Consider the following 18829-nt stretch of genomic DNA (forward strand, 5'->3'; position numbering starts at 1 on the left):
TAACCCAGCGCGCAGGAACCGGAAGGCGGGGAGCGTAGGGCCGCTCCCCGCCCCGAAGCCGCCTGTGCGGCGTCAGTTCTTGGCGGTGGCCCACGCCTGCTGGATGGCGAGGTCGGCCTTGACCTCGGCGAGCTGGACGGCGACGGCGGACGGGGCCGTACCGCCGCGACCGCTGCGGGAGGCGAGGGCGCCGGGCACGTTGAGGACCGTGCGGACCTCGGGGGTGAGGTGCTCGGAGATCTTCGCGAACTGCTCGTCGGTCAGCTCGTCGAGCTCGATGCCCTGCTGCTCGCACGTCTTGACGCACTCGCCCGCGACCTCGTGGGCGACCCGGAACGGCACACCCTGCTTGACCAGCCACTCGGCGATGTCGGTGGCGAGCGAGAAGCCGGCCGGGGCCAGCTCCTCCATGCGCGCGCGGTTGACGGTGAGGGTGGCCATCATTCCGGTGAAGGCGGGCAGCAGGACTTCGAGCTGGTCGCAGGAGTCGAAGACCGGTTCCTTGTCCTCCTGGAGGTCGCGGTTGTACGCGAGCGGGAGGGCCTTCAGCGTGGCCATCAGGCCCGTCAGGTTGCCGATCAGCCGGCCGGACTTGCCGCGGGCCAGCTCGGCGATGTCCGGGTTCTTCTTCTGCGGCATGATCGAGGAGCCGGTGGAGAAGGCGTCGTGCAGGGTGACGAAGGAGAACTCCTTCGTGTTCCAGATGATGACCTCCTCCGCGATCCGGGAGAGGTTCACGCCGATCATCGCGGTGATGAACGCGAACTCGGCGACGAAGTCGCGGGAGGCCGTGCCGTCGATGGAGTTGGCGACGGAGCCGTGCTCGAAGCCGAGGTCGGCGGCGACCGCTTCCGGGTCCAGCCCGAGGGACGACCCGGCCAGTGCACCGGAGCCGTACGGGGAGACGGCGGTCCGCTCGTCCCACTGGCGCAGCCGCTCGGCGTCCCGGGACAGGGACTGCGCGTGGGCCAGGACGTGGTGGGCGAAGAGCACCGGCTGGGCGTGCTGCAGATGCGTACGGCCGGGCATCGCGACGTCCGGGTGCGCCTCGGCGAGGCCGACCAGGGCGCCCTGGAGCTCGGCGATCAGGCCGCCGATGATCCGGGCGTGGTCGCGCAGGTACATCCGGAAGAGGGTGGCGATCTGGTCGTTCCGGGACCGGCCGGCCCGCAGCTTGCCGCCCAGGTCCGGACCGAGGCGTTCCAGCAGGCCGCGCTCCAGCGCGGTGTGCACGTCCTCGTCCGCGACGGTGCCGGTGAACGATCCGTCGGCGACGTCGGCTTCGAGCTGGTCGAGACCGGCGATCATGCGGTTCAGCTCGTCCTCGGTGAGCAGACCCGCCTTGTTCAGGACGCGCGCGTGGGCGCGGGAGCCGGCGATGTCGTACGGCGCGAGCCGCCAGTCGAAGTGGACGGAGGCGGACAGCTTGGCCAGCGCCTCGGCCGGACCGTCGGCGAAGCGGGCGCCCCAGAGGCGTACGTCGCTGTTGCCGTTGCCGTTGCTCACTGCGTGCTCCTCGGGAGGACAAGGGGGTGGATGTGCGACCGCCTCCCCGTGCGGAGAGCCGGGGAGGCGGTGACGTAACTACTGGGGGTCAGGCGAGGTCACGCTTCGCGGCGATCTTCGAGGAGAGGCCGAAGATCTCGATGAAGCCCTGCGCCTTGGACTGGTCGAACGTGTCGCCCGAGTCGTAGGTGGCGAGGTTGAAGTCGTAGAGCGACTGCCCGGACTTCCGGCCGGTGACGACGGCGCGGCCCGCGTGCATGGTCATCCGGATGTCACCGGTGACGTGCTGGTTGGCCTCGTCGATGAAGCCGTCCAGGGCGCGCTTGAGCGGGGAGAACCACAGGCCGTCGTAGACCAGCTCGCCCCAGCGCTGCTCGACCTGCCGCTTGTAGCGGGCCAGCTCGCGCTCGACGGTGACGTTCTCCAGCTCCTGGTGGGCGGTGATCAGCGCGATCGCGCCCGGGGCCTCGTACACCTCGCGGGACTTGATGCCGACGAGACGGTCCTCGACCATGTCGATCCGGCCGATGCCCTGGGCGCCGGCCCGCTGGTTCAGCTGCTGGATCGCCTGGAGGACGGTGACGGGCTTGCCGTCGATGGCGACGGGCACGCCCTCCTTGAAGGAGATGACGACCTCGTCGGCCTCGCGCGGGGTGGCGGGGTTCTCGGTGTACTCGTAGATGTCCTCGATCGGCGCGTTCCAGATGTCCTCCAGGAAGCCCGTCTCGACGGCCCGCCCGAAGACGTTCTGGTCGATGGAGTACGGGGACTTCTTGGTGGTCGCGATCGGGAGGTTCTTCTCCTCGCAGAAGGCGATCGCCTTGTCCCGGGTCATCGCGTAGTCACGGACCGGGGCGATGCACTTCAGGTCGGGGCCGAGCGCGGAGATGCCGGCCTCGAAGCGGACCTGGTCGTTGCCCTTGCCGGTGCAGCCGTGGGCGACGATGCCGGCGTTGTGCTTGTTGGCGGCGGCGACGAGGTGCTTGACGATGGTCGGCCGGGACAGGGCCGAGACCAGCGGGTAGCGGTCCATGTAGAGGGCGTTGGCCTTGATCGCCGTGAGGCAGTACTCCTCGGCGAACTCGTCCTTGGCGTCCGCGACCTCGGCCTCGACGGCACCGCAGGCGAGCGCGCGCTTGCGGATGACGTCCAGGTCCTCGCCGCCCTGGCCGACGTCCACGGCAACGGCGATGACCTCGGCGCCCGTCTCCTCGGCGATCCAGCCGATGGCGACGGAGGTGTCCAGGCCGCCCGAGTAGGCGAGTACGACGCGCTCGGTCACGGGTTTCTCCTTACGGTGCAATCACTGATGGGTATAACTATGCAGTCCTCCGTATGCTTTGTCAAAGGTGCAGGTGGGAGTGGCGCGTCGACACCGGGGCCAGGGCCGTGACCAGCGGCCGCGACGGCTGCGAAGCGGTGCGGGAACGGTGCCGGGCGGCGGGTCCGCACCGGTGTCCCATCGGCTGAAACGGGCTCGGCCACGCCGGAGTTGGCGACGATAATGGCCGCCATGGGAAAAACGTACGAGCGAATCGACGGACGGATCAGGACCTTCATCGAAGAGCAGCACATCTCCTTCACGGCGACGGCGCCCCTGGACGGCGAGGGCACGGTCAATCTGTCCCCCAAGGGCGTCAGCGGCTCGTTCGCCGTCGTCGACGAGCTGACCGTGGCGTATCTGGACTTCGCGGGCAGCAATGCCGAGACCATCGCCCATCTGCGCGAGAACGGCCGCATCACGCTCATGTGGTGCGCCTTCCAGGGGCCGCCGAACATCGTGCGGGTGCACGGCCGCGGCGAGCCGGTCTTCCGCGACGATCCGCGGTTCGGTCCGCTGCTCGGCCACTTCCCCGACGTGGACCCCGGCTCGCACGGACTGCGTGCCATCGTCGTGGTCAGGGCCGAGCTGATCCGGGACACCTGCGGATTCGCCGTGCCCTTCATGTCGTACGACGAGGACCGGCCACTGCACGCACAGCGCTTCGCCCGCGAGGACGACGCGTCGCTCAGTGTCTACTTCGAGAAGAAGGAGCACGTCGCGACGAGTATCGACGGGCTGCCGGGGCTGCCGCTCCCGCTGCCGGCCATGCCGGGCGCGAACGAAGGTGCAGCAGGGAATTGAGCTGTCCGGAGCAGACCGCAGGTGCCGCCCCGCCGGACGCTCTAGCGTCCGTGGCATGCGCAGATCTCTGGTGACCGGTTCGGTACTGCTCGCGCCGGCGGGCTCGGTCGCGGCCCGGCCCGCCGCGGCGCCGGTTCTCCCGGAACGGCTGACCGACACCGGCGGCGGCACCCAGCTGATCACGGCCGAGGCACCGGCCGCGGGGTCCGCCACGGGCACCGTCACCTGGTGGAATCTGCGCCGGGACACCTGGGTGAAGGGCGGCTCCGCCCCGGCCCGGTTCGGTGCGAAGGGCCTGGCGGAGGGGGCGTCGCGCAAACAGGGCACCGACACCACCCCCACCGGCCTGTACGACCTGCCGTTCGCCTTCGGGGCCGAGACGGCGCCGGCCGGCACCGTCCACCCGTACCGCCGGGTCAACAGCCGGTCGTGGTGGTGCCAGGACAACGGGGCGCGGTCCTACAACCGCTGGGTGGAGCCGCGGCCGGCGGACTGCCGGGCGAGCGAGGCGGAGCATCTGAGCGCGTATCCGACGCAGTACGCCCGCCGCTCGTCATCGGCTTCAACTACGCGCGGCCGGTGCGGGGGCGCGGCGCCGGGATCTTCCTGCATGTCAACGGGCCTGGCGCGACCGCCGGTTGTGTGTCCGTACCGGCGGCCGCGATGGACCGGATCCTGGACTGGGTGGATCCGGCCCGCCGTCCGCACATCGCGATCGGGACTCGTTCGGGACCGCTCGCGATCACGCGCTACTGAGTCGTTCCGGCCCGCTCAGCATTCTTTCTGGGCCAGTCGCAGCAGGTGGTCGGCGAGCGCCTGGCCGCCCGCCGGGTCACGGCTGATCAGCATGAGGGTGTCGTCACCCGCGATGGTGCCGAGGATGTCGTGCAGTTCGGCCTGGTCGATGGCCGAGGCGAGGAACTGGGCCGCGCCCGGCGGGGTGCGCAGCACCACGAGGTTGGCCGAGGCCTCCGCCGAGATGAGCAGTTCGGCGGAGAGGCGCCGCATCCGCTCTTCCTTCGCGGACCCGCCCAGCGGTGCCTGCGGGGTGCGGAAGCCGCCCTCGCTCGGCACCGCGTAGATCAGTTCGCCGCCGGTGTTGCGGATCTTCACCGCGCCCAGCTCGTCCAGATCGCGGGAGAGCGTCGCCTGGGTGACGCTCAGCCCGTCGTCGGCGAGGAGCTTGGCCAGCTGGCTCTGCGAGCGCACCGGCTGCCGGTTCAGGATGTCCACGATCCGGCGGTGGCGTGCGGTGCGGGTCTGCGGCACGGACGGCCCGCCGTGCTCGGTCTCCTGCGCCTCGGTCATCGTCGTCGCCTCATTCTCCGGATCGTCCGTCCCCTTTTGCCGCGTCGAGAGCGCCGGGCAGCGCCCGGAGGAACGCGTCCACCTCCGTGTCGCCGATGATCAGTGGCGGCATGAGCCGCACGACATCGGGGGCGGGTACGTTCACCAGGATTCCGGCTCCCTGAGCCGCCTGTTGCACCTGCGGTGCCAGGGGCTCGGTGAGCACGATACCCAGCAGCAGCCCGGAGCCGCGGACGTGGGAGACCAGAGGGTGCCCGAGACCCTCCACTCCGTTCCGGATCTTCTCGCCGAGCCGCTTCACCCGGTCCAGCGCGCCGTCGGCCGCCAGGGTGTCCAGGACGGCGAGTCCGGCGGCGCAGGCGATCGGGTTACCACCGAACGTCGTGCCATGTTGGCCCGGCTTCAGCAGGTCGGCCGCCGGGCCGAACGCGACGGTCGCGCCGAGCGGCAGTCCGCCGCCGAGGCCCTTGGCGAGGGTGACGACGTCCGGCTCGACGCCCTGGTGGGACTGGTGCTCGAACCACTGGCCGCAACGGCCGATACCGGTCTGCACCTCGTCGAGGACGAGCAGGGTGCCGGTGGCCCGGGTGATCTCGCGGGCGGCCTCCAGGTACCCCTTGGGCGGCACGACCACACCGTTCTCGCCCTGGATGGGCTCGATGATCACCAGGGCGGTGTCGGTGCTCACGGCGGCCCGCAGCGCCTCGGCGTCCCCGTAGGGGACGTGGGTGACATCGCCGGGCAGCGGTTCGAAGGGCGCGCGCTTCTTCGGCTGGCCGGTGAGCGCGAGCGCGCCCATGGTCCGGCCGTGGAAGCCGCCGTCGGTGGCGACCATGTGGGTCCGCCCGGTCAGCCGGCCGATCTTGAAGGCGGCCTCGTTGGCCTCGGCGCCCGAGTTGGCGAAGTAGACCCTGCCCTCACGGCCGAAGAGCTGGAGCAGCCGTTCGGCGAGGGCGACGGGCTGCGGTGCGATGAAGAGGTTGGAGACGTGGCCGAGGGAGGCGATCTGGGTGGAGACGGCCTCGACGACGGCGGGGTGGGCGTGGCCCAGCGCGTTCACCGCGATACCGCCGACGAAGTCGACGTACTCGGTGCCGTCGGCGTCCCACACATGGGCGCCCTCGCCGCGGACGAGGGACAGCTGGGGGGTGCCGTAGTTGTCCATCAGCGCGTGGCTCCAGCGCTGCGACAGCTCCTGGTTGCTCATGACTCCCCCTGTGTGTCGGGCACGACCATCGTGCCGATTCCTTCGTCGGTGAAGATCTCCAGCAGGATCGAGTGCTGGACCCGGCCGTCGATGACGCGGGCGGTCTCTACGCCGTTGCGCACGGCGTGCAGGCAGCCCTGCATCTTCGGCACCATGCCGCTGGACAGCTCGGGCAGCAGCTTCTCCAGCTCGGTGGCGGTGAGGCGGCTGATCACGTCTTCGCTGTTGGGCCAGTCCTCGTAGAGGCCCTCGACATCGGTGAGGACCATCAGCGTCTCGGCGTTCAGCGCGGCGGCGAGTGCGGCGGCCGCGGTGTCGGCATTGACGTTGTAGACGTGGTTGTCGTCGGCGGAGCGGGCGATGGAGGAGATGACCGGGATCCGGCCGTCGTCCAGCAGCGCCTGGATCGCCCCGGTGTCGATGGCGGTGATCTCGCCGACCCGGCCGATGTCGACGAGTTCGCCGTCGATGGTGGGCCGGTGCTGGGTGGCGGTGATCGTGTGGGCGTCCTCGCCGGTCAGGCCGACGGCGAGCGGGCCGTGCTGGTTGAGCAGGCCGACGAGCTCGCGCTGGACCTGTCCGGCCAGCACCATCCGTACGACGTCCATCGCCTCGGGCGTGGTGACGCGCAGACCCGCCTTGAACTCGCTGACCAGGCCCTGCTTGTCGAGCTGGGCACTGATCTGCGGGCCGCCGCCGTGCACGACGACGGGCTTGAGGCCGGCCTGGCGCAGGAAGACGACGTCCTGGGCGAAGGCCGCCTTCAGTTCCTCGTCGATCATGGCGTTGCCGCCGAACTTGATGACGACGGTCTTGCCGTTGTGCCGGGTCAGCCAGGGCAGTGCCTCGATGAGGATCTGCGCCTTCGGGAGTGCGGTGTGCTTCCGCGCCGAGGTCATGAGCTGTACGCGCTGTTCTCGTGGACGTAGTCCGCGGTGAGGTCGTTGGCCCAGATGACGGCCGACTCGGTGCCTGCGGCCAGGTCAGCGGTGATCTCGACCTCGCGGTAGCGCATGTCGACCAGGTCACGGTCCTCGCCGACCCCCCCGTTCTTGCAGACCCAGACGCCGTTGATGGCGACGTTCAGCTGGTCGGGCTCGAAGGCGGCCTTCGTCGTGCCGATCGCGGACAGGACGCGGCCCCAGTTGGGGTCCTCGCCATGGATGGCGCACTTCAGGAGGTTGTTACGGGCGATGGAGCGGCCCACCTCGACGGCGTCGTCCTCGGTCGCTGCGTTGATGACCTCGATCCGGATGTCCTTGGAGGCGCCCTCGGCGTCACCGATGAGCTGCCGGGCGAGGTCGGCGCAGACGGTCCGGACGGCCTCGGCGAACTCGCCCTGGTCCGGAGTGATTCCACTGGCGCCGGAGGCCAGCAGCAGGACCGTGTCGTTGGTCGACATGCAGCCGTCGGAGTCGACCCGGTCGAAGGTGGTGCGGGTGGCGGCGCGCAGCGCGGTGTCCAGCGCGGGGGCATCCACATCGGCGTCGGTGGTGAGGACGACCAGCATGGTGGCGAGGCCCGGGGCGAGCATGCCCGCGCCCTTGGCCATGCCGCCGACGGTCCATCCCTCGCCGCCCGCGACGGCGGTCTTGTGGACGGTGTCGGTGGTCTTGATCGCGATGGCGGCCTTCTCGCCGCCGTGCTCGCTCAGTGCCGCGGCGGCGGTCTCGATGCCGGGCAGCAGCTTGTCCATCGGGAGCAGCGTCCCGATCAGTCCGGTCGAGGCGACCGCGATCTCGCCCGCGCTGTGGCCGGGGAGGACCTCGGCGGCCTTTTCGGCGGTGGCGTGGGTGTCCTGGAAGCCCTGTGGGCCCGTACAGGCGTTGGCACCACCGGAGTTGAGCACGACGGCGCCGACTTCACCGCCCTTCAGTACCTGCTCCGACCAGAGGACGGGGGCGGCCTTGACGCGGTTGGAGGTGAAGACGCCCGCGGCGGCGTGACGCGGACCGTTGTTGACCACGAGGGCCAGGTCCGGGTTACCGCTCTCCTTGATTCCCGCGGCGATGCCCGCCGCGGAGAACCCCTGTGCTGCCGTGACACTCACGGTGCGACTCCGATCGTGGAAAGACCTGTGTCCTCGGGGAGCCCGAGGGCGATGTTCATGCTCTGCAGGGCGCCGCCGGCGGTGCCCTTGGTGAGGTTGTCGATGGCGCTGATGACGATGATCCGGCCCGCGGCTTCGTCGTACGCGACCTGGATCTGCACGGCGTTGGAACCGTGGACGGCCGCCGTGGCGGGCCACTGCCCCTCGGGGAGCAGGTCGACGAACGGCTCGTCGGCGAACGCCTTCTCGTACGCGGCGCGGAGGGATTCGGCGCTCACGCCCGGCTTCGCCTTCGCGCTGCACGTGGCGAGGATGCCGCGGGGCATCGGCGCCAGGGTCGGCGTGAAGGAGACGGTGACCGGTGTGCCGGCCGCCGCGCTGAGGTTCTGGATCATCTCGGGGGTGTGCCGGTGGCCCCCGCCGACGCCGTACGGGGACATGTTGCCCATCACCTCGGAGCCGAGCAGATGCGGCTTGGCCGCCTTGCCGGCCCCGGAGGTGCCGGACGCGGCGACGATCACGGCCTCGGGCTCGGCCAGCTGGGCCGCGTACGCCGGGAAGAGCGCGAGCGAGACGGCGGTCGGGTAGCAGCCGGGCACCGCGATGCGCCTGGATCCCGCCAACGCCGAGCGCGCGCCGGGCAGTTCGGGCAGACCATAGGGCCAGGTCCCGGCGTGCGGCGAACCGTAGAACTTCTCCCAGTCCGAGGCGTCCTCGAGCCGGAAGTCGGCGCCCATGTCCACGACGAGCACCTCGTCACCGAGCTGCTCGGCCACGGCGGCGGACTGCCCGTGCGGAAGGGCGAGGAAGACGACATCATGCCCGGCGAGCACCTCGGCCGTGGTCGGCTGCAGCACCCGGTCGGCCAGCGGCCGCAGATGCGGCTGCAGCGCACCGAGCTTCTGCCCCGCGTTGGAGTTGGCGGTGAGGGCCCCGATCTCGACCTGGGGGTGGACCAACAGGAGACGGAGCAGCTCCCCACCGGCGTATCCGCTCGCCCCTGCCACTGCTGCACGTACCACCATCGAAATCCTCCTCGCCGATGGCATGACTATACGCATTCACGCACTTTTATGCAAAGACCGCATGGCCCACCGCACTCACCCCATTACTGCTGGTTCATGGTTGGACGTTGATTCATTCCCGTCCGTCGTCCGACGCCTAACCGAGCCTGCGGTCGAGATTGAATGCCGCGCTGATCAAGCCCAGATGGGTGAAGGCCTGCGGGAAGTTCCCGCGCAGCTCCCCGGTGTGACCGATCTCCTCGGCGTACAGGCCGAGGTGGTTGGCGTACGTGAGCATCTTCTCGAATGCGAGCCGGGCCTCGTCCAGGCGGCCGGCGCGGGTCAGCGCCTCGACGTACCAGAACGAGCAGATCGAGAACGTGCCCTCGTCGCCCCGCAGCCCGTCCGGGCTGGCCTGCGGGTCGTAGCGGTAGACCAGCGAGTCGGAGACCAGGTCCTCGCCCAGCGCGTCCAGCGTGGCGAGCCACCTCGGGTCTGTGGGCGAAATGAACTTCGCCAGCGGCATCATCAGCAGGGACGCGTCCAGGACGTGGCCGTCCTCGTACTGCACGAAGGCGTGCCGCTCTGCGGACCAGCCATGGCGCATGATCCGGTGGTAGATCGTGTCCCGTGCCCGCCCCCACCGCACGATGTCGGCGGGCAGGCCGCGGTGACGCGCCAGCCGCATGGCGCGTTCGATGGCCACCCAGCACATCAATCGCGAGTAGAGGAAGTTCTTGCGCCCGCTGCGGGTCTCCCAGATCCCCTGGTCGGGCTGGTCCCAGTGATCGCACACCCAGTCGACCAGCTCGGTGATCCTGTCCCAGTGTGCGCTGGAGATGGGCTGCCCCCACTTGTCGTAGAGGTAAAGGGCGTCGATGAGCGCCCCGTAGATGTCCAGTTGCAGCTGGCAGACGGCGCCGTTGCCGACGCGTACGGGGGCCGAGCCCCGGTAGCCTTCGAGATGGGTCAGCTTGCGTTCGGGCAGCTCACGGCGTCCGTCGATGCCGTACATGATCTGCAGCGGGCTGGTGGGGCTGCTCGCGTCGATCGCTTCGAGGTGGACATGCTCGGAGAGGAAGCCCATGAACGCCTCGGCCTCGTCGGTGAACCCGAGCCTGAGCAGCGCATACACGCAGAACGCGGCGTCACGGATCCATACGTAGCGGTAGTCCCAGTTGCGCTCGCCGCCGATGCGTTCGGGGAGGCTGGTGGTGGGCGCCGCGATGATGGCCCCGGTCGGGGCATAGGTGAGCAGCTTCAGGGTGAGGGCCGAGCGGTGCACCATCTCCCGCCAGCGACCGCGGTACCGCGACTGGGACAGCCACCGCCGCCAGTATCCGACGGTGGAGTTGAACTGCTGCTCCGCCTCGGACAACGGGCAGAAGCGGGGTGCCACGTCGCCGCCGACCCGGTCGAGGGCGAAGACCGCGGACTCGCCCTCGTGCAACTTGAACAGCGACCATACGTCCCGGCCGGCGACCTCGAGCGGCACACTCGACGTCAGCGCGAGAGTGAGAGAGGGCGATTCGAAAACCGCCTGGCCATGCTGTACGTGCACGGTGTGCGGCTGCGCCCCGTACTCGAAACGGGGGGCCACCCGGGCGCGGAACGGCAGCGATCCGCGGACGCACACCACGCGGCGGATCAGCCGGTGCCGGTCGGCCTCGCGCGAATCGTCGAGTACCGGCATGAAGTCCTGGACCTCGCCGACCCCGTCCTCCGCGAAGAAGCGGGTGATCAGCACATTGGTGTCGGGGAAGTAGAACTGCTTGGTACGCGTCGGAGCATCCGCCGCGAGTTCGAAGTACCCGCCGCGGTCGGCGTCGAGGATCGAGGCGAAGACACTGGGCGCGTCGAAGCGCGGGCAGCAGTACCAGTCGATGGTGCCGTTGGTGTCCACCAGGGCCGCGCTGCGCAGATCGCCGATCAGGCCGTGCTCGGCAACCGGCAGATAGCGGGGTCCGCCGACACCGGTGGACGCGCCGAAGGCACTGAACGTCCCGGCGCTCGCGTTGGCCTCAACAGTCACCTCGGACCTCCCTGAGCCTCCGCACCCCCTGTTCAGACTAGCCAGTCGTCGACATACAGGACAAACGAGAACGGGTGCCGTCGCACCCTCCCCGTGACCGTGTCGACGGGCCCGGCACCATGCCCGCCCGTCGGCGCCGAGCGCATCGATGTCAGGATGGTTCCATGACGAGCAAGGTTTACTTCGACATCACCATCAACGACGAGCCCGCCGGGCGGATCACGTTCAAACTGTTCGACGACGTCGTTCCCAAGACCGCGGAGAACTTCCGCGCACTGGCGACCGGCGAGAAGGGCTTCGGCTACAAGGGCTCCTCGTTCCACCGGATCATCCCCGACTTCATGCTGCAGGGCGGCGACTTCACCCGCGGTGACGGCACGGGCGGCCAGAGCATCTACGGCGCCAAGTTCGCCGACGAGAACTTCAAGCTCGCGCACACCAAGCCGGGCCTGCTCTCCATGGCCAACGCCGGCCCCAACTCCAACGGCTCGCAGTTCTTCATCACGACCATCGTGACGTCCTGGCTGGACGGCAAGCACGTGGTGTTCGGCGAGGTCGACAACCAGGAGAGCATGGACCTGGTCAAGAAGATCGAGGCCCTCGGTTCGCAGAGCGGCCGGCCCCAGGCGAAGGTCACCATCGCGGACAGCGGGGTCCTCTGACCCGCCCCCAAAACCGCTGAACGAGCGCGCCCCCGACGGTCTCCGTCGGGGGCGCGCTCCGTTGTCCCCGGCGACCGGCCGGACCCGGTCCACTGTCAACCGAAGGTTGACATGCCTCCACTGTCAACCTAGAGTTGACATATGGAGAATCCCGTACGCATGACCCATCCTGTGCGCCTCGACGAGCTGATCGAGGCCATCAAGAAGGTTCACACCGACACACTCGACCAGCTCTCCGACGCGGTCATCGCCGCGGACCACCTCGGGGATGTGGCCGACCATCTGATCGGGCACTTCGTGGACCAGGCCCGGCGCTCGGGCGCCTCCTGGTCCGACATCGGCAAGAGCATGGGGGTGACCCGGCAGGCGGCGCAGAAGCGGTTCGTCGCCAAGGATCCCGGCGAGCTGTCCGACCTCGACCCCAGCCAGGGGTTCAGCCGCTTCACGGAGCGGGCCAGGAACGTCGTGATGGCCGCGCAGAACGAGGCCCACGCGGCGCGCAACAACGAGGTGAGCACCGGACATCTGGTGCTCGGGCTGCTCAGCGAGCCGGAGGCGCTGGGCCCCGCGTTCATCAAGGCCCAGGGGGTCACGCTGGACGCCGTCCGCCGGGCCGCGGCCGAGTCGCTGCCGCCGGCCGTGGACGGCGAACTGCCCGAACTCGTCCCGTACGACGCCGGGGCCCGCAAGGCTCTGGAGCTGACGTTCCGCGAGGCCCTGCGGATGGGCCACAACTACATCGGCACCGAGCACCTCGTGCTCGCCCTGCTGGAACAGGAGGACGGTGCGGGTGTGCTGACAGGTCTCGGCATCGACAAGGCGACGGCCGAGACGGCGATCGCCGAGGCCGTCACCCTCGGCGTCGGCTCGAAGAAGCAGGCATGACCGGCGCGGTCCGTCCGGGCTGAGTGCGAAAGAACCGGCCAGCGCACCCCGGCTTCGAGTCCGAGGCTCCGGCGGCCCGGCATGCCGGTGAGCGTGACCGTGGACAACGGCGATGGGGGTGCTCCACGGATGCACGCCTCCCGATGGCTCGAAGTCGGCCCTCGCGCACCTCTCGTAGGCCTCGTCGGTGCCCTCACCCGCCCAGGACCTCGTCACAGGCGGTGCGCAGACGGCGGACCCCCTCGGCGATCTCGGCCGCACCGGCCACCGCGGCATAGCTCAACCGGACCTGCGGGGACGGGGGTTCGGCGCAGAAGTACGGGCGTCCGGGCGCGATGGCCACGCCCGCGCGCAGGGCCGCCGAGACCACCGCGGACTCGTCCGTGCCGGCTTCGTTCTCGGGCAGGCGCAGCCACAGGCTGCCGCCGCCCGCGGGGATGTGCGGGAGCGCGAGGGCGGGGAGCTCCTGCCGGAGGGCCGTCGTCATGGTGGTGCGCCGGTTTCTCAGCTCGGCCGATACGGCACGCAGATGGTGGCTCCACGCCGGGGAGCCGACCAGTTCGAGCGCGGCCTCCTGGAGCGGTCGGGGGACGAAGAAGCTGTCGACGACCTGGATGGCCCGCAGCCGGCCGAGCACCGGCCCGCGGGCGGCGAGCGCGCCCACCCGCAGACTCGGCGAGGTGATCTTGGTGAGGGAGCAGACGTGGACGACCACACCGTCCGGGTCGTCGGCGGCCAGGGGCGCGGGCAGTGGCCCGGCGTCGTCGTGGGCCAGGCGGCGGGCGAAGTCGTCCTCGATGACGAAGGCACCCGCCGCACGGGCGATCCGGACGACCTCGCCGCGCCGTTCGGGGGCGAGGACCGCGCCGGCCGGGTTCTGGAAGAGCGGCTGGCAGACGAAGACGCGGGCGCCGGTGGCCCGGAACGCGGCGGCGAGCAGTTCCGGCCGTACGCCGTCCGGGTCGACGGGCACCGGCACGGGGCGCAGCCCGGTGGCGCGGGCGGCCGCCAGCATGCCGGGGTAGGTGGGCGACTCGACCAGGACCGGGGCGCCGGGCGGGGCGAGGGCGCGCAGCGCGGTGGCCAGGGCGCTCTGGCCACCCGCGGTGATCAGGATGTCGGCGGCGGTGAGGGCGGGCCCGATCTGGCGGGCGAACCAGGCCCGTAGCTCGGTCAGTCCGTCGGTGGGCGGGCGCCCCCAGGCGCCGGGGCGGCGCCCGGCCCTGGCGAGGGCGGCGGCGAGCGCCCGCTCCGGCTGGAGCGAGGGGTGGAGATAGCCGCCGTTGAGCTCGATGACACCGGGCGGCGGTGCGGCGAGCGTGACCAGGACACCGGAGGCGTCGACCGTGCGCGGCACCGCTTCGGGGCCGCGGTCGCCGCTGAGGGAGACCTCCTGCCAGGAGGTGTCGCCCGGCGGGGGCGCATCGGTACGGGGCTGTGCCCGGAAGGCGCCGGAGCCGGGCCGGGTGACGACGAGGCCCTCCGCGGCGAGCTGGGCGATGGCCCGGGAGACGGTGACGGGGCTGACCCGGAAGCGCTCCACCAGGGTCCGGCTCGACGGCAGCTTTCCACCCGGTGAGTAGCGGTTCAGTTCGCCGCGGAGAGAAGCGGCGAGTTCAGCGACACTGCTACGCTCGTGCATGAAAGCTGACGATAGCGCTACTCCCCCCGGAACGATAGCGGTTGATACTTCGACGGCCGGTTCGACGGCCGGTTCGACGGCCGGTTCGACGAACCGCGGTGGCGTGGTTCTCGCCGGGCTCGGCGTCGTCGCGTTCTCGCTGACCTTCCCGTCCACGGCCTGAGGCCTGGAGAGCTTCGGCCCCTGGTCGCTGGTGGCGCTGCGCACCCTGCTCGCCGCGGCGATCGCGGGCGCTGTGCTGATGGCGGGGCGCGTACCGGTGCCGGACCGTCGGCACCGGCCCGGGCTCCTCGTCGTCGCCGCGGGCGTCGTGGTGGGCTTCCCGCTGCTGACCACACTGGCCCTGCAGACCTCGACGACCTCGCACGCGGCTGTGGTGGTGGGGCTGCTTCCGCTGACCACCGCGGTGTTCTCCTCGCTGCGGACCGGGGCACGCCCGTCCCGTGCCTTCTGGGTCGCGGCGCTCGCCGGGGCGGCGGTCGTGATCGCGTTTACCGTGCAGCAGAGCGGCGGTGCGCTGTCCGGCAGCGACCTGTATCTGTTCGGTGCGCTGCTGGTGTGCGCGGCGGGGTACACCGAGGGCGGCAGGCTCGCCGGGGTCATGCCGGGCTGGCAGGTGGTCGGCTGGGCACTCATCGTCTCCCTGCCGCTCGCAGTGGCCGGGGCGGCGCTCGCGCTGCCCCTGGAGCCGGTGCGGCCGACCGCGCACGGAGTGATCGGCCTGGTCTGGGTGGCGGCCGGGTCCACCTTCCTCGGCCTGTACGTCTGGTACCGCGGGATGGCGGAGATCGGGGTGCCGCGGGCCAGCCAGCTCCAGCTCGCGCAGCCGATGCTGACTCTGGTGTGGTCGTTCCTCGTGCTCGGCGAGAAGGTCTCAGCGGCGGCGCCGGTGGCGGCGATCGCGGTGCTGGTCTGCATCGCGGTCACTCAGCGGGCGGGGCGCGTCCGGCGTGCGGGGTGAGAACCGCGCACCCTCCGCCGGGCGAAGTCGCGTTTCGGTCATAGACTTGTCGACATGGACCGCCACCCGTGAGGAGGTCACACCCGATGGAGGCACACGCGGGCGACCGTCTGCTGACGCACGGCAGGACCGTGGGACAGCACGACCGGGTCGCAGAGATCGTCGAAGTGCTCGGGGCCGGGGGCACTCCCCCGTACCGCGTCCGCTTCGAGGACGGACACGAACACCTCATTTCGCCCGGTCCCGACAGCGTCGTACAGCACAGAGCCCGTAAGCGGGCAACGGAGACCCGGTAGCGGCCTCCGGCGGACGGCACTGCTCTTCCACCCCCGGGCCCCGGGCGGACCGACCGGCTTCCCGGCGGCCCGCCCGCGCAACAGGGTGCGTCCACCCCGCTGCTTCGGTCAGCGGGGTGGACGCACCCTGTTGCGGTAATGGTCGGCCACCACCCGGGCCATGGTTCCGATCCGGTCCGTGACCACGTCCTTGCCGGAGAAGTAGACGTGGCCGCGCACCTGGTCGTAGCCGGCGGCGAAGTCGAGGTGGCGGGAGAGTTCGGCCGGGTCCTGCCAGGCGGCGGGCTGCGCGGGGTCGCCGGCCTTGTAGAGCGCCTCGCCCACGAACAGGTCAACGCCCGTGCCCCGTACGACCTCGTCCCACCACGGCAGCAGCTTGGCGTAGTCGGCGGCTGCGAAGCCGATGTTCCAGTAGATCTGCGGGCAGATGTAGTCGATCCAGCCCTTCCTGATCCAGCCGCGGGTGTCGGCGTGCAGATCGTCGTACGTCTGCACGCCCGCCTTCGTGTCGGAGCCGAGAGGATCGGTCGCGGCGTTGCGCCACACGCCGAACGGGCTGATCCCGAACTGGACGTGCTTCTTGATCCCCTTGATCCGCTCGGCGGTCTCGCGCACCAGCTTGTCGGTGTTGCCCCGCCGCCAGGCGGCCTTGTCCGGGAAGCCGGCGCCGTACTTCGCGTACGTGGCGTCGTCGGCGAAGACCTGTCCGGCCACCGGGTACGGGTAGAAGTAGTCGTCCCAGTGCACGGCGTCGATGTCGTAGCGGCGGACCGCGTCGAGCATCGCGTCCTGGACGAAGCGGCGGACCTCGGGGATTCCGGGGTTGTAGTAGAGCTTCCCGCCGTACGGCAGGACCCAGTCGGGGTGCAGCCTGGCGGGGTGGGTGGCGGTCAGCCGGGAGGGGTCGGTGTGGTTGGCGACCCGGTACGGGTTGAACCAGGCGTGCAGCTCCAGGCCGCGGCGGTGCGCCTCTTGGACGGCGGTGCCCAGCGGGTCCCAGCCGGGGTCCTTGCCCTGGACCCCGGTGAGGTACTGGGCCCACGGTTCGTAGGGCGAGGGCCACAGCGCGTCGGCGGTCGGCCGGACCTGGAGGATCACCGCGTTCAGCCGCCGGTCGACGGCCTCGTCGAGATACCCGATGAGCTCGGCCCGCTGCTGGGCCGCCGTCAGGCCGGGTGCGGAGGGCCAGTCGAGGTTGGCGACGGTGGCGACCCACATGCCGCGCAGCTCACGCCGCGCACCCCGGCGACCGCCCTCGCGGGGCCGTGCGTCCTCCTGCCCGGAACCGTCCTGCCGGGACGGAGCCGCGACGGCGTCACCAGCTGTGGTGACGCCGCTCACCACCCCCGCGACCACTCCGGCCGCACCCGCAACAAAGCCTCGTCTGGCGATTTGCCGCATTTCGTTGCACCTGCCGTCTCTCTGTCATCGTCCGTCGCCCCTGCATTCAGGCGTAACGCAGAGCATGCCCGCCCCGGCCCGCGATGACCCGTAGGTCGCGGGTAACGTCGGGGAGTCGGGGCGGGCACCGGATCGGACGGGAACCTGCGACTCGGAGAACAGCGAAAGGCACGAGGTGACGGACTCTATGGCCGACATTGCACGCGTCGGAGTAGTGGGCTGCGGTCAGATGGGCGCGGGCATCGCAGAGGTGTGCGCCCGCAGCGGTCTCGAGGTGATGGTGGCCGAGACCACCGGCGAGGCGCTGGAGATCGGGCGCACCCGGCTGCACAACTCCCTCTCGAAGGCCGCCGAACGCGGCAAGATCACTCCGGTGGAGCGCGACGAGACCCTGGCCCGGCTGAGCTACACCACCGACCTCGGGGAGTTCGCCGACCGCGATCTCGTCATCGAGGCCGTCGTGGAGAACGAGCAGGTCAAGACCGAGATCTTCCAGGTGCTCGACCAGGTGGTGACCCGGCAGGACGCGATCCTCGCCTCGAACACCTCCTCCATCCCGCTGGTGAAGCTGGCCGTGGCGACCTCTCGCCCGGACCACGTCATCGGCATCCACTTCTTCAACCCGGCCCCGGTGCAGAAGCTCGTCGAGCTGATCCCCGCGCTGACGACGTCCGACGAGACGGTGAAGCGCGCCGAGACCCTGGTGCAGGACGTCCTCGGCAAGCACCCGATCCGTGCCCAGGACCGCTCCGGCTTCGTCGTCAACGCGCTGCTCATTCCGTATCTGCTCTCAGCGATCCGGATGTTCGAGTCGGGCATCGCCAGCCGTGAGGACATCGACAACGGCATGGAGCTCGGCTGCGCCCACCCGATGGGCCCGCTGAAGCTCTCCGACCTGATCGGTCTGGACACCGTGGCCTCGGTCGCCGACTCGATGTACGCGGAGTTCAAGGAGCCGCTGTACGCCGCTCCCCCGCTGCTCCAGCGGATGGTGGACGCGGGCCGGCTCGGCCGCAAGACCGGCTCGGGCTTCTACCCGTACTCCTGATCCGTTCTCCCGTGCCCGTACGGGGTCGGGCGGGGCGTTGCCCCCGACCGACCCCGTACGCGCTCGCGGGCGTCTCACCCCAGCCTTGAGTGATGGAGCATCATCAGCCCGGCCACCATGCCGGCGGCCGGGACCTCACCGCGGGCGATCATGTCGGGCACCAGTTTGAGCGGTATCCACTCGCGGCGCGAGGACTCGAAGTCGTCGCTGGGGTGGCCGGTCCAGGTCGCCTCCTCGGACCAGTAGAGGTGGTGCCGGGCGTCGGTGAGGCCGTTCGACGGCTCCACGGTCAGCAGCGGGCGCAGCGGGCCGGGGCGCCAGCCGGTCTCCTCCTCCATCTCCCGGGCCGCGGCGGCCGCGATGTCCTCGCCGTCCTCGACGACGCCCGCGGCGAGCTCCCAGCCCCAGCTGTCGGTGATGAACCGGTGCCGCCACAGCAGCAGCACCTCGTTGGCATCGTTGACGACGGTGGCCGCCGCGACGGGGCGGAGCCGGATCAGGTAGTGGTCGAGATGGCGGCCGTCGGGGACGACCACATCCGCCAGATTGACCCGGAACCAGCGGTTCTCATACACAGTTTGTTCGTTCAGGTTCGCCCATTGCACAGTTGTGCCACCTTCCGACAGAGTAGGTGGCAACATCGCAGCAGGCGTAGGACCGGAGGGGAACGTACCGGCACCGGTGGGTTCGCCCGCGCGTGGG

General features: G+C 70.4%; 18 protein-coding genes and 1 pseudogene. 8 read left to right on the forward strand and 11 right to left on the reverse strand.

The annotated features are described in order from the left end of the window. Nucleotides 1-72: 72 nt before the first annotated feature. Both argH and OG306_RS06635 read right to left on the reverse strand, forming a co-directional pair. Entirely contained in the window at nucleotides 73-1506 is a 1434-nt protein-coding gene (argH, locus tag OG306_RS06630) for an argininosuccinate lyase (RefSeq protein ID WP_266745175.1), read from the reverse strand. Nucleotides 1507-1594: 88 nt separating this feature from the next. Further along, nucleotides 1595-2788 (reverse strand): argininosuccinate synthase, encoded by a 1194-nt coding sequence (locus tag OG306_RS06635; protein ID WP_371665186.1) that lies wholly within the window; start codon nucleotides 2786-2788, stop codon nucleotides 1595-1597. A gap of 231 nt (nucleotides 2789-3019) precedes the next feature. On the opposite strand from OG306_RS06635, the gene OG306_RS06640 reads away from it, so the two are divergent. Continuing rightward, entirely contained in the window at nucleotides 3020-3631 is a 612-nt protein-coding gene (locus OG306_RS06640; protein WP_371665187.1) for a pyridoxamine 5'-phosphate oxidase family protein, read from the forward strand. Between the two features lie 55 nt (nucleotides 3632-3686). Continuing rightward, nucleotides 3687-4387, forward strand: a pseudogene (locus OG306_RS06645) (L,D-transpeptidase family protein). 15 nt (nucleotides 4388-4402) lie between these two features. Here OG306_RS06645 and OG306_RS06650 read toward each other — a convergent pair. The 6 genes from OG306_RS06650 to OG306_RS06675 form a co-directional block, all read right to left on the reverse strand. Beyond that, nucleotides 4403-4939: an arginine repressor gene (locus tag OG306_RS06650; RefSeq protein WP_371665188.1), complete on the reverse strand. Its 537-nt coding sequence runs from the start codon at nucleotides 4937-4939 to the stop codon at nucleotides 4403-4405. A 10-nt stretch (nucleotides 4940-4949) separates the two neighbouring features. Next, the gene (locus OG306_RS06655) at nucleotides 4950-6146 is read right to left on the reverse strand and encodes an acetylornithine transaminase (protein WP_266745180.1); all 1197 of its coding nucleotides are present in this window, start codon (nucleotides 6144-6146) and stop codon (nucleotides 4950-4952) included. Next, entirely contained in the window at nucleotides 6143-7045 is a 903-nt protein-coding gene (argB, locus tag OG306_RS06660) for an acetylglutamate kinase (protein WP_266745181.1), read from the reverse strand. Before argB ends, OG306_RS06655 begins: the two co-directional genes overlap by 4 nt. Further along, nucleotides 7042-8196, reverse strand: coding sequence for a bifunctional glutamate N-acetyltransferase/amino-acid acetyltransferase ArgJ (argJ, locus tag OG306_RS06665; RefSeq protein ID WP_266745182.1), 1155 nt, complete (start codon nucleotides 8194-8196; stop codon nucleotides 7042-7044). Before argJ ends, argB begins: the two co-directional genes overlap by 4 nt. Continuing rightward, the gene (gene argC, locus OG306_RS06670; RefSeq protein ID WP_266745183.1) at nucleotides 8193-9221 is read right to left on the reverse strand and encodes an N-acetyl-gamma-glutamyl-phosphate reductase; all 1029 of its coding nucleotides are present in this window, start codon (nucleotides 9219-9221) and stop codon (nucleotides 8193-8195) included. The genes argJ and argC overlap by 4 nt, the downstream gene beginning before the upstream one ends. A gap of 136 nt (nucleotides 9222-9357) precedes the next feature. Beyond that, nucleotides 9358-11232 carry a glycoside hydrolase family 15 protein gene (locus OG306_RS06675; protein ID WP_371665189.1) on the reverse strand — a complete coding sequence of 625 codons (1875 nt, stop codon included), beginning with the start codon at nucleotides 11230-11232 and terminating at the stop codon, nucleotides 9358-9360. Between the two features lie 164 nt (nucleotides 11233-11396). Between OG306_RS06675 and OG306_RS06680 the strand changes: the two genes are divergently transcribed. Beyond that, nucleotides 11397-11894: a peptidylprolyl isomerase gene (locus OG306_RS06680; RefSeq protein ID WP_266745184.1), complete on the forward strand. Its 498-nt coding sequence runs from the start codon at nucleotides 11397-11399 to the stop codon at nucleotides 11892-11894. A gap of 141 nt (nucleotides 11895-12035) precedes the next feature. Next, the gene (locus OG306_RS06685; RefSeq protein WP_266745185.1) at nucleotides 12036-12779 is read left to right on the forward strand and encodes a Clp protease N-terminal domain-containing protein; all 744 of its coding nucleotides are present in this window, start codon (nucleotides 12036-12038) and stop codon (nucleotides 12777-12779) included. 193 nt (nucleotides 12780-12972) lie between these two features. On the opposite strand, the gene OG306_RS06690 is transcribed toward OG306_RS06685, so the two are convergent. Next, nucleotides 12973-14421 (reverse strand): PLP-dependent aminotransferase family protein, encoded by a 1449-nt coding sequence (locus OG306_RS06690; protein WP_371665190.1) that lies wholly within the window; start codon nucleotides 14419-14421, stop codon nucleotides 12973-12975. On the opposite strand from OG306_RS06690, the gene OG306_RS06695 reads away from it, so the two are divergent. The 3 genes from OG306_RS06695 (at nucleotide 14420) to OG306_RS06705 (ending at nucleotide 15678) form a co-directional block, all read left to right on the forward strand. Beyond that, nucleotides 14420-14584 (forward strand): hypothetical protein, encoded by a 165-nt coding sequence (locus OG306_RS06695; protein ID WP_371665191.1) that lies wholly within the window; start codon nucleotides 14420-14422, stop codon nucleotides 14582-14584. The two genes, OG306_RS06690 and OG306_RS06695, sit on opposite strands and share 2 nt — an antisense overlap. Before the next feature lie 3 nt (nucleotides 14585-14587). Then, on the forward strand, nucleotides 14588-15382 hold the full coding sequence (locus OG306_RS06700) for a DMT family transporter (RefSeq protein ID WP_371666218.1): 795 nt from the start codon (nucleotides 14588-14590) through the stop codon (nucleotides 15380-15382). Between the two features lie 86 nt (nucleotides 15383-15468). Further along, nucleotides 15469-15678 carry a DUF1918 domain-containing protein gene (locus OG306_RS06705; protein ID WP_266745188.1) on the forward strand — a complete coding sequence of 70 codons (210 nt, stop codon included), beginning with the start codon at nucleotides 15469-15471 and terminating at the stop codon, nucleotides 15676-15678. A gap of 108 nt (nucleotides 15679-15786) precedes the next feature. Here OG306_RS06705 and OG306_RS06710 read toward each other — a convergent pair whose 3' ends face one another. Continuing rightward, the gene (locus tag OG306_RS06710) at nucleotides 15787-17079 is read right to left on the reverse strand and encodes a glycoside hydrolase family 10 protein (RefSeq protein ID WP_371665192.1); all 1293 of its coding nucleotides are present in this window, start codon (nucleotides 17077-17079) and stop codon (nucleotides 15787-15789) included. Nucleotides 17080-17266: 187 nt separating this feature from the next. Here OG306_RS06710 and OG306_RS06715 point away from each other — a divergent pair, with 187 nt between their 5' ends. Further along, on the forward strand, nucleotides 17267-18127 hold the full coding sequence (locus OG306_RS06715; protein WP_266745190.1) for a 3-hydroxybutyryl-CoA dehydrogenase: 861 nt from the start codon (nucleotides 17267-17269) through the stop codon (nucleotides 18125-18127). A gap of 74 nt (nucleotides 18128-18201) precedes the next feature. Here the strand turns inward: OG306_RS06715 and OG306_RS06720 are convergent, their stop codons facing one another. Beyond that, on the reverse strand, nucleotides 18202-18732 hold the full coding sequence (locus tag OG306_RS06720) for an NUDIX domain-containing protein (protein WP_266745191.1): 531 nt from the start codon (nucleotides 18730-18732) through the stop codon (nucleotides 18202-18204). Nucleotides 18733-18829 lie beyond the last annotated feature (97 nt).

The sequence above is a fragment of the Streptomyces sp. NBC_01241 genome (assembly GCF_041435435.1).
GTDB lineage: Bacteria > Actinomycetota > Actinomycetes > Streptomycetales > Streptomycetaceae > Streptomyces.

Excerpts from the sequence above, each read along its gene's own strand:
- OG306_RS06640 (WP_371665187.1), top strand. The coding sequence starts at position 3,020 with ATGGGAAAAACGTACGAGCGAATCGACGGACGGATCAGGACCTTCATC.
- OG306_RS06650 (WP_371665188.1), bottom strand. The coding sequence starts at position 4,939 with ATGACCGAGGCGCAGGAGACCGAGCACGGCGGGCCGTCCGTGCCGCAG.
- OG306_RS06655 (WP_266745180.1), bottom strand. The coding sequence starts at position 6,146 with ATGAGCAACCAGGAGCTGTCGCAGCGCTGGAGCCACGCGCTGATGGAC.
- argB (WP_266745181.1), bottom strand. The coding sequence starts at position 7,045 with ATGACCTCGGCGCGGAAGCACACCGCACTCCCGAAGGCGCAGATCCTC.
- argC (WP_266745183.1), bottom strand. The coding sequence starts at position 9,221 with ATGGTGGTACGTGCAGCAGTGGCAGGGGCGAGCGGATACGCCGGTGGG.
- OG306_RS06680 (WP_266745184.1), top strand. The coding sequence starts at position 11,397 with ATGACGAGCAAGGTTTACTTCGACATCACCATCAACGACGAGCCCGCC.
- OG306_RS06685 (WP_266745185.1), top strand. The coding sequence starts at position 12,036 with ATGGAGAATCCCGTACGCATGACCCATCCTGTGCGCCTCGACGAGCTG.
- OG306_RS06695 (WP_371665191.1), top strand. The coding sequence starts at position 14,420 with ATGAAAGCTGACGATAGCGCTACTCCCCCCGGAACGATAGCGGTTGAT.
- OG306_RS06690 (WP_371665190.1), bottom strand. The coding sequence starts at position 14,421 with ATGCACGAGCGTAGCAGTGTCGCTGAACTCGCCGCTTCTCTCCGCGGC.
- OG306_RS06705 (WP_266745188.1), top strand. The coding sequence starts at position 15,469 with ATGGAGGCACACGCGGGCGACCGTCTGCTGACGCACGGCAGGACCGTG.
- OG306_RS06710 (WP_371665192.1), bottom strand. The coding sequence starts at position 17,079 with ATGCGGCAAATCGCCAGACGAGGCTTTGTTGCGGGTGCGGCCGGAGTG.
- OG306_RS06715 (WP_266745190.1), top strand. The coding sequence starts at position 17,267 with ATGGCCGACATTGCACGCGTCGGAGTAGTGGGCTGCGGTCAGATGGGC.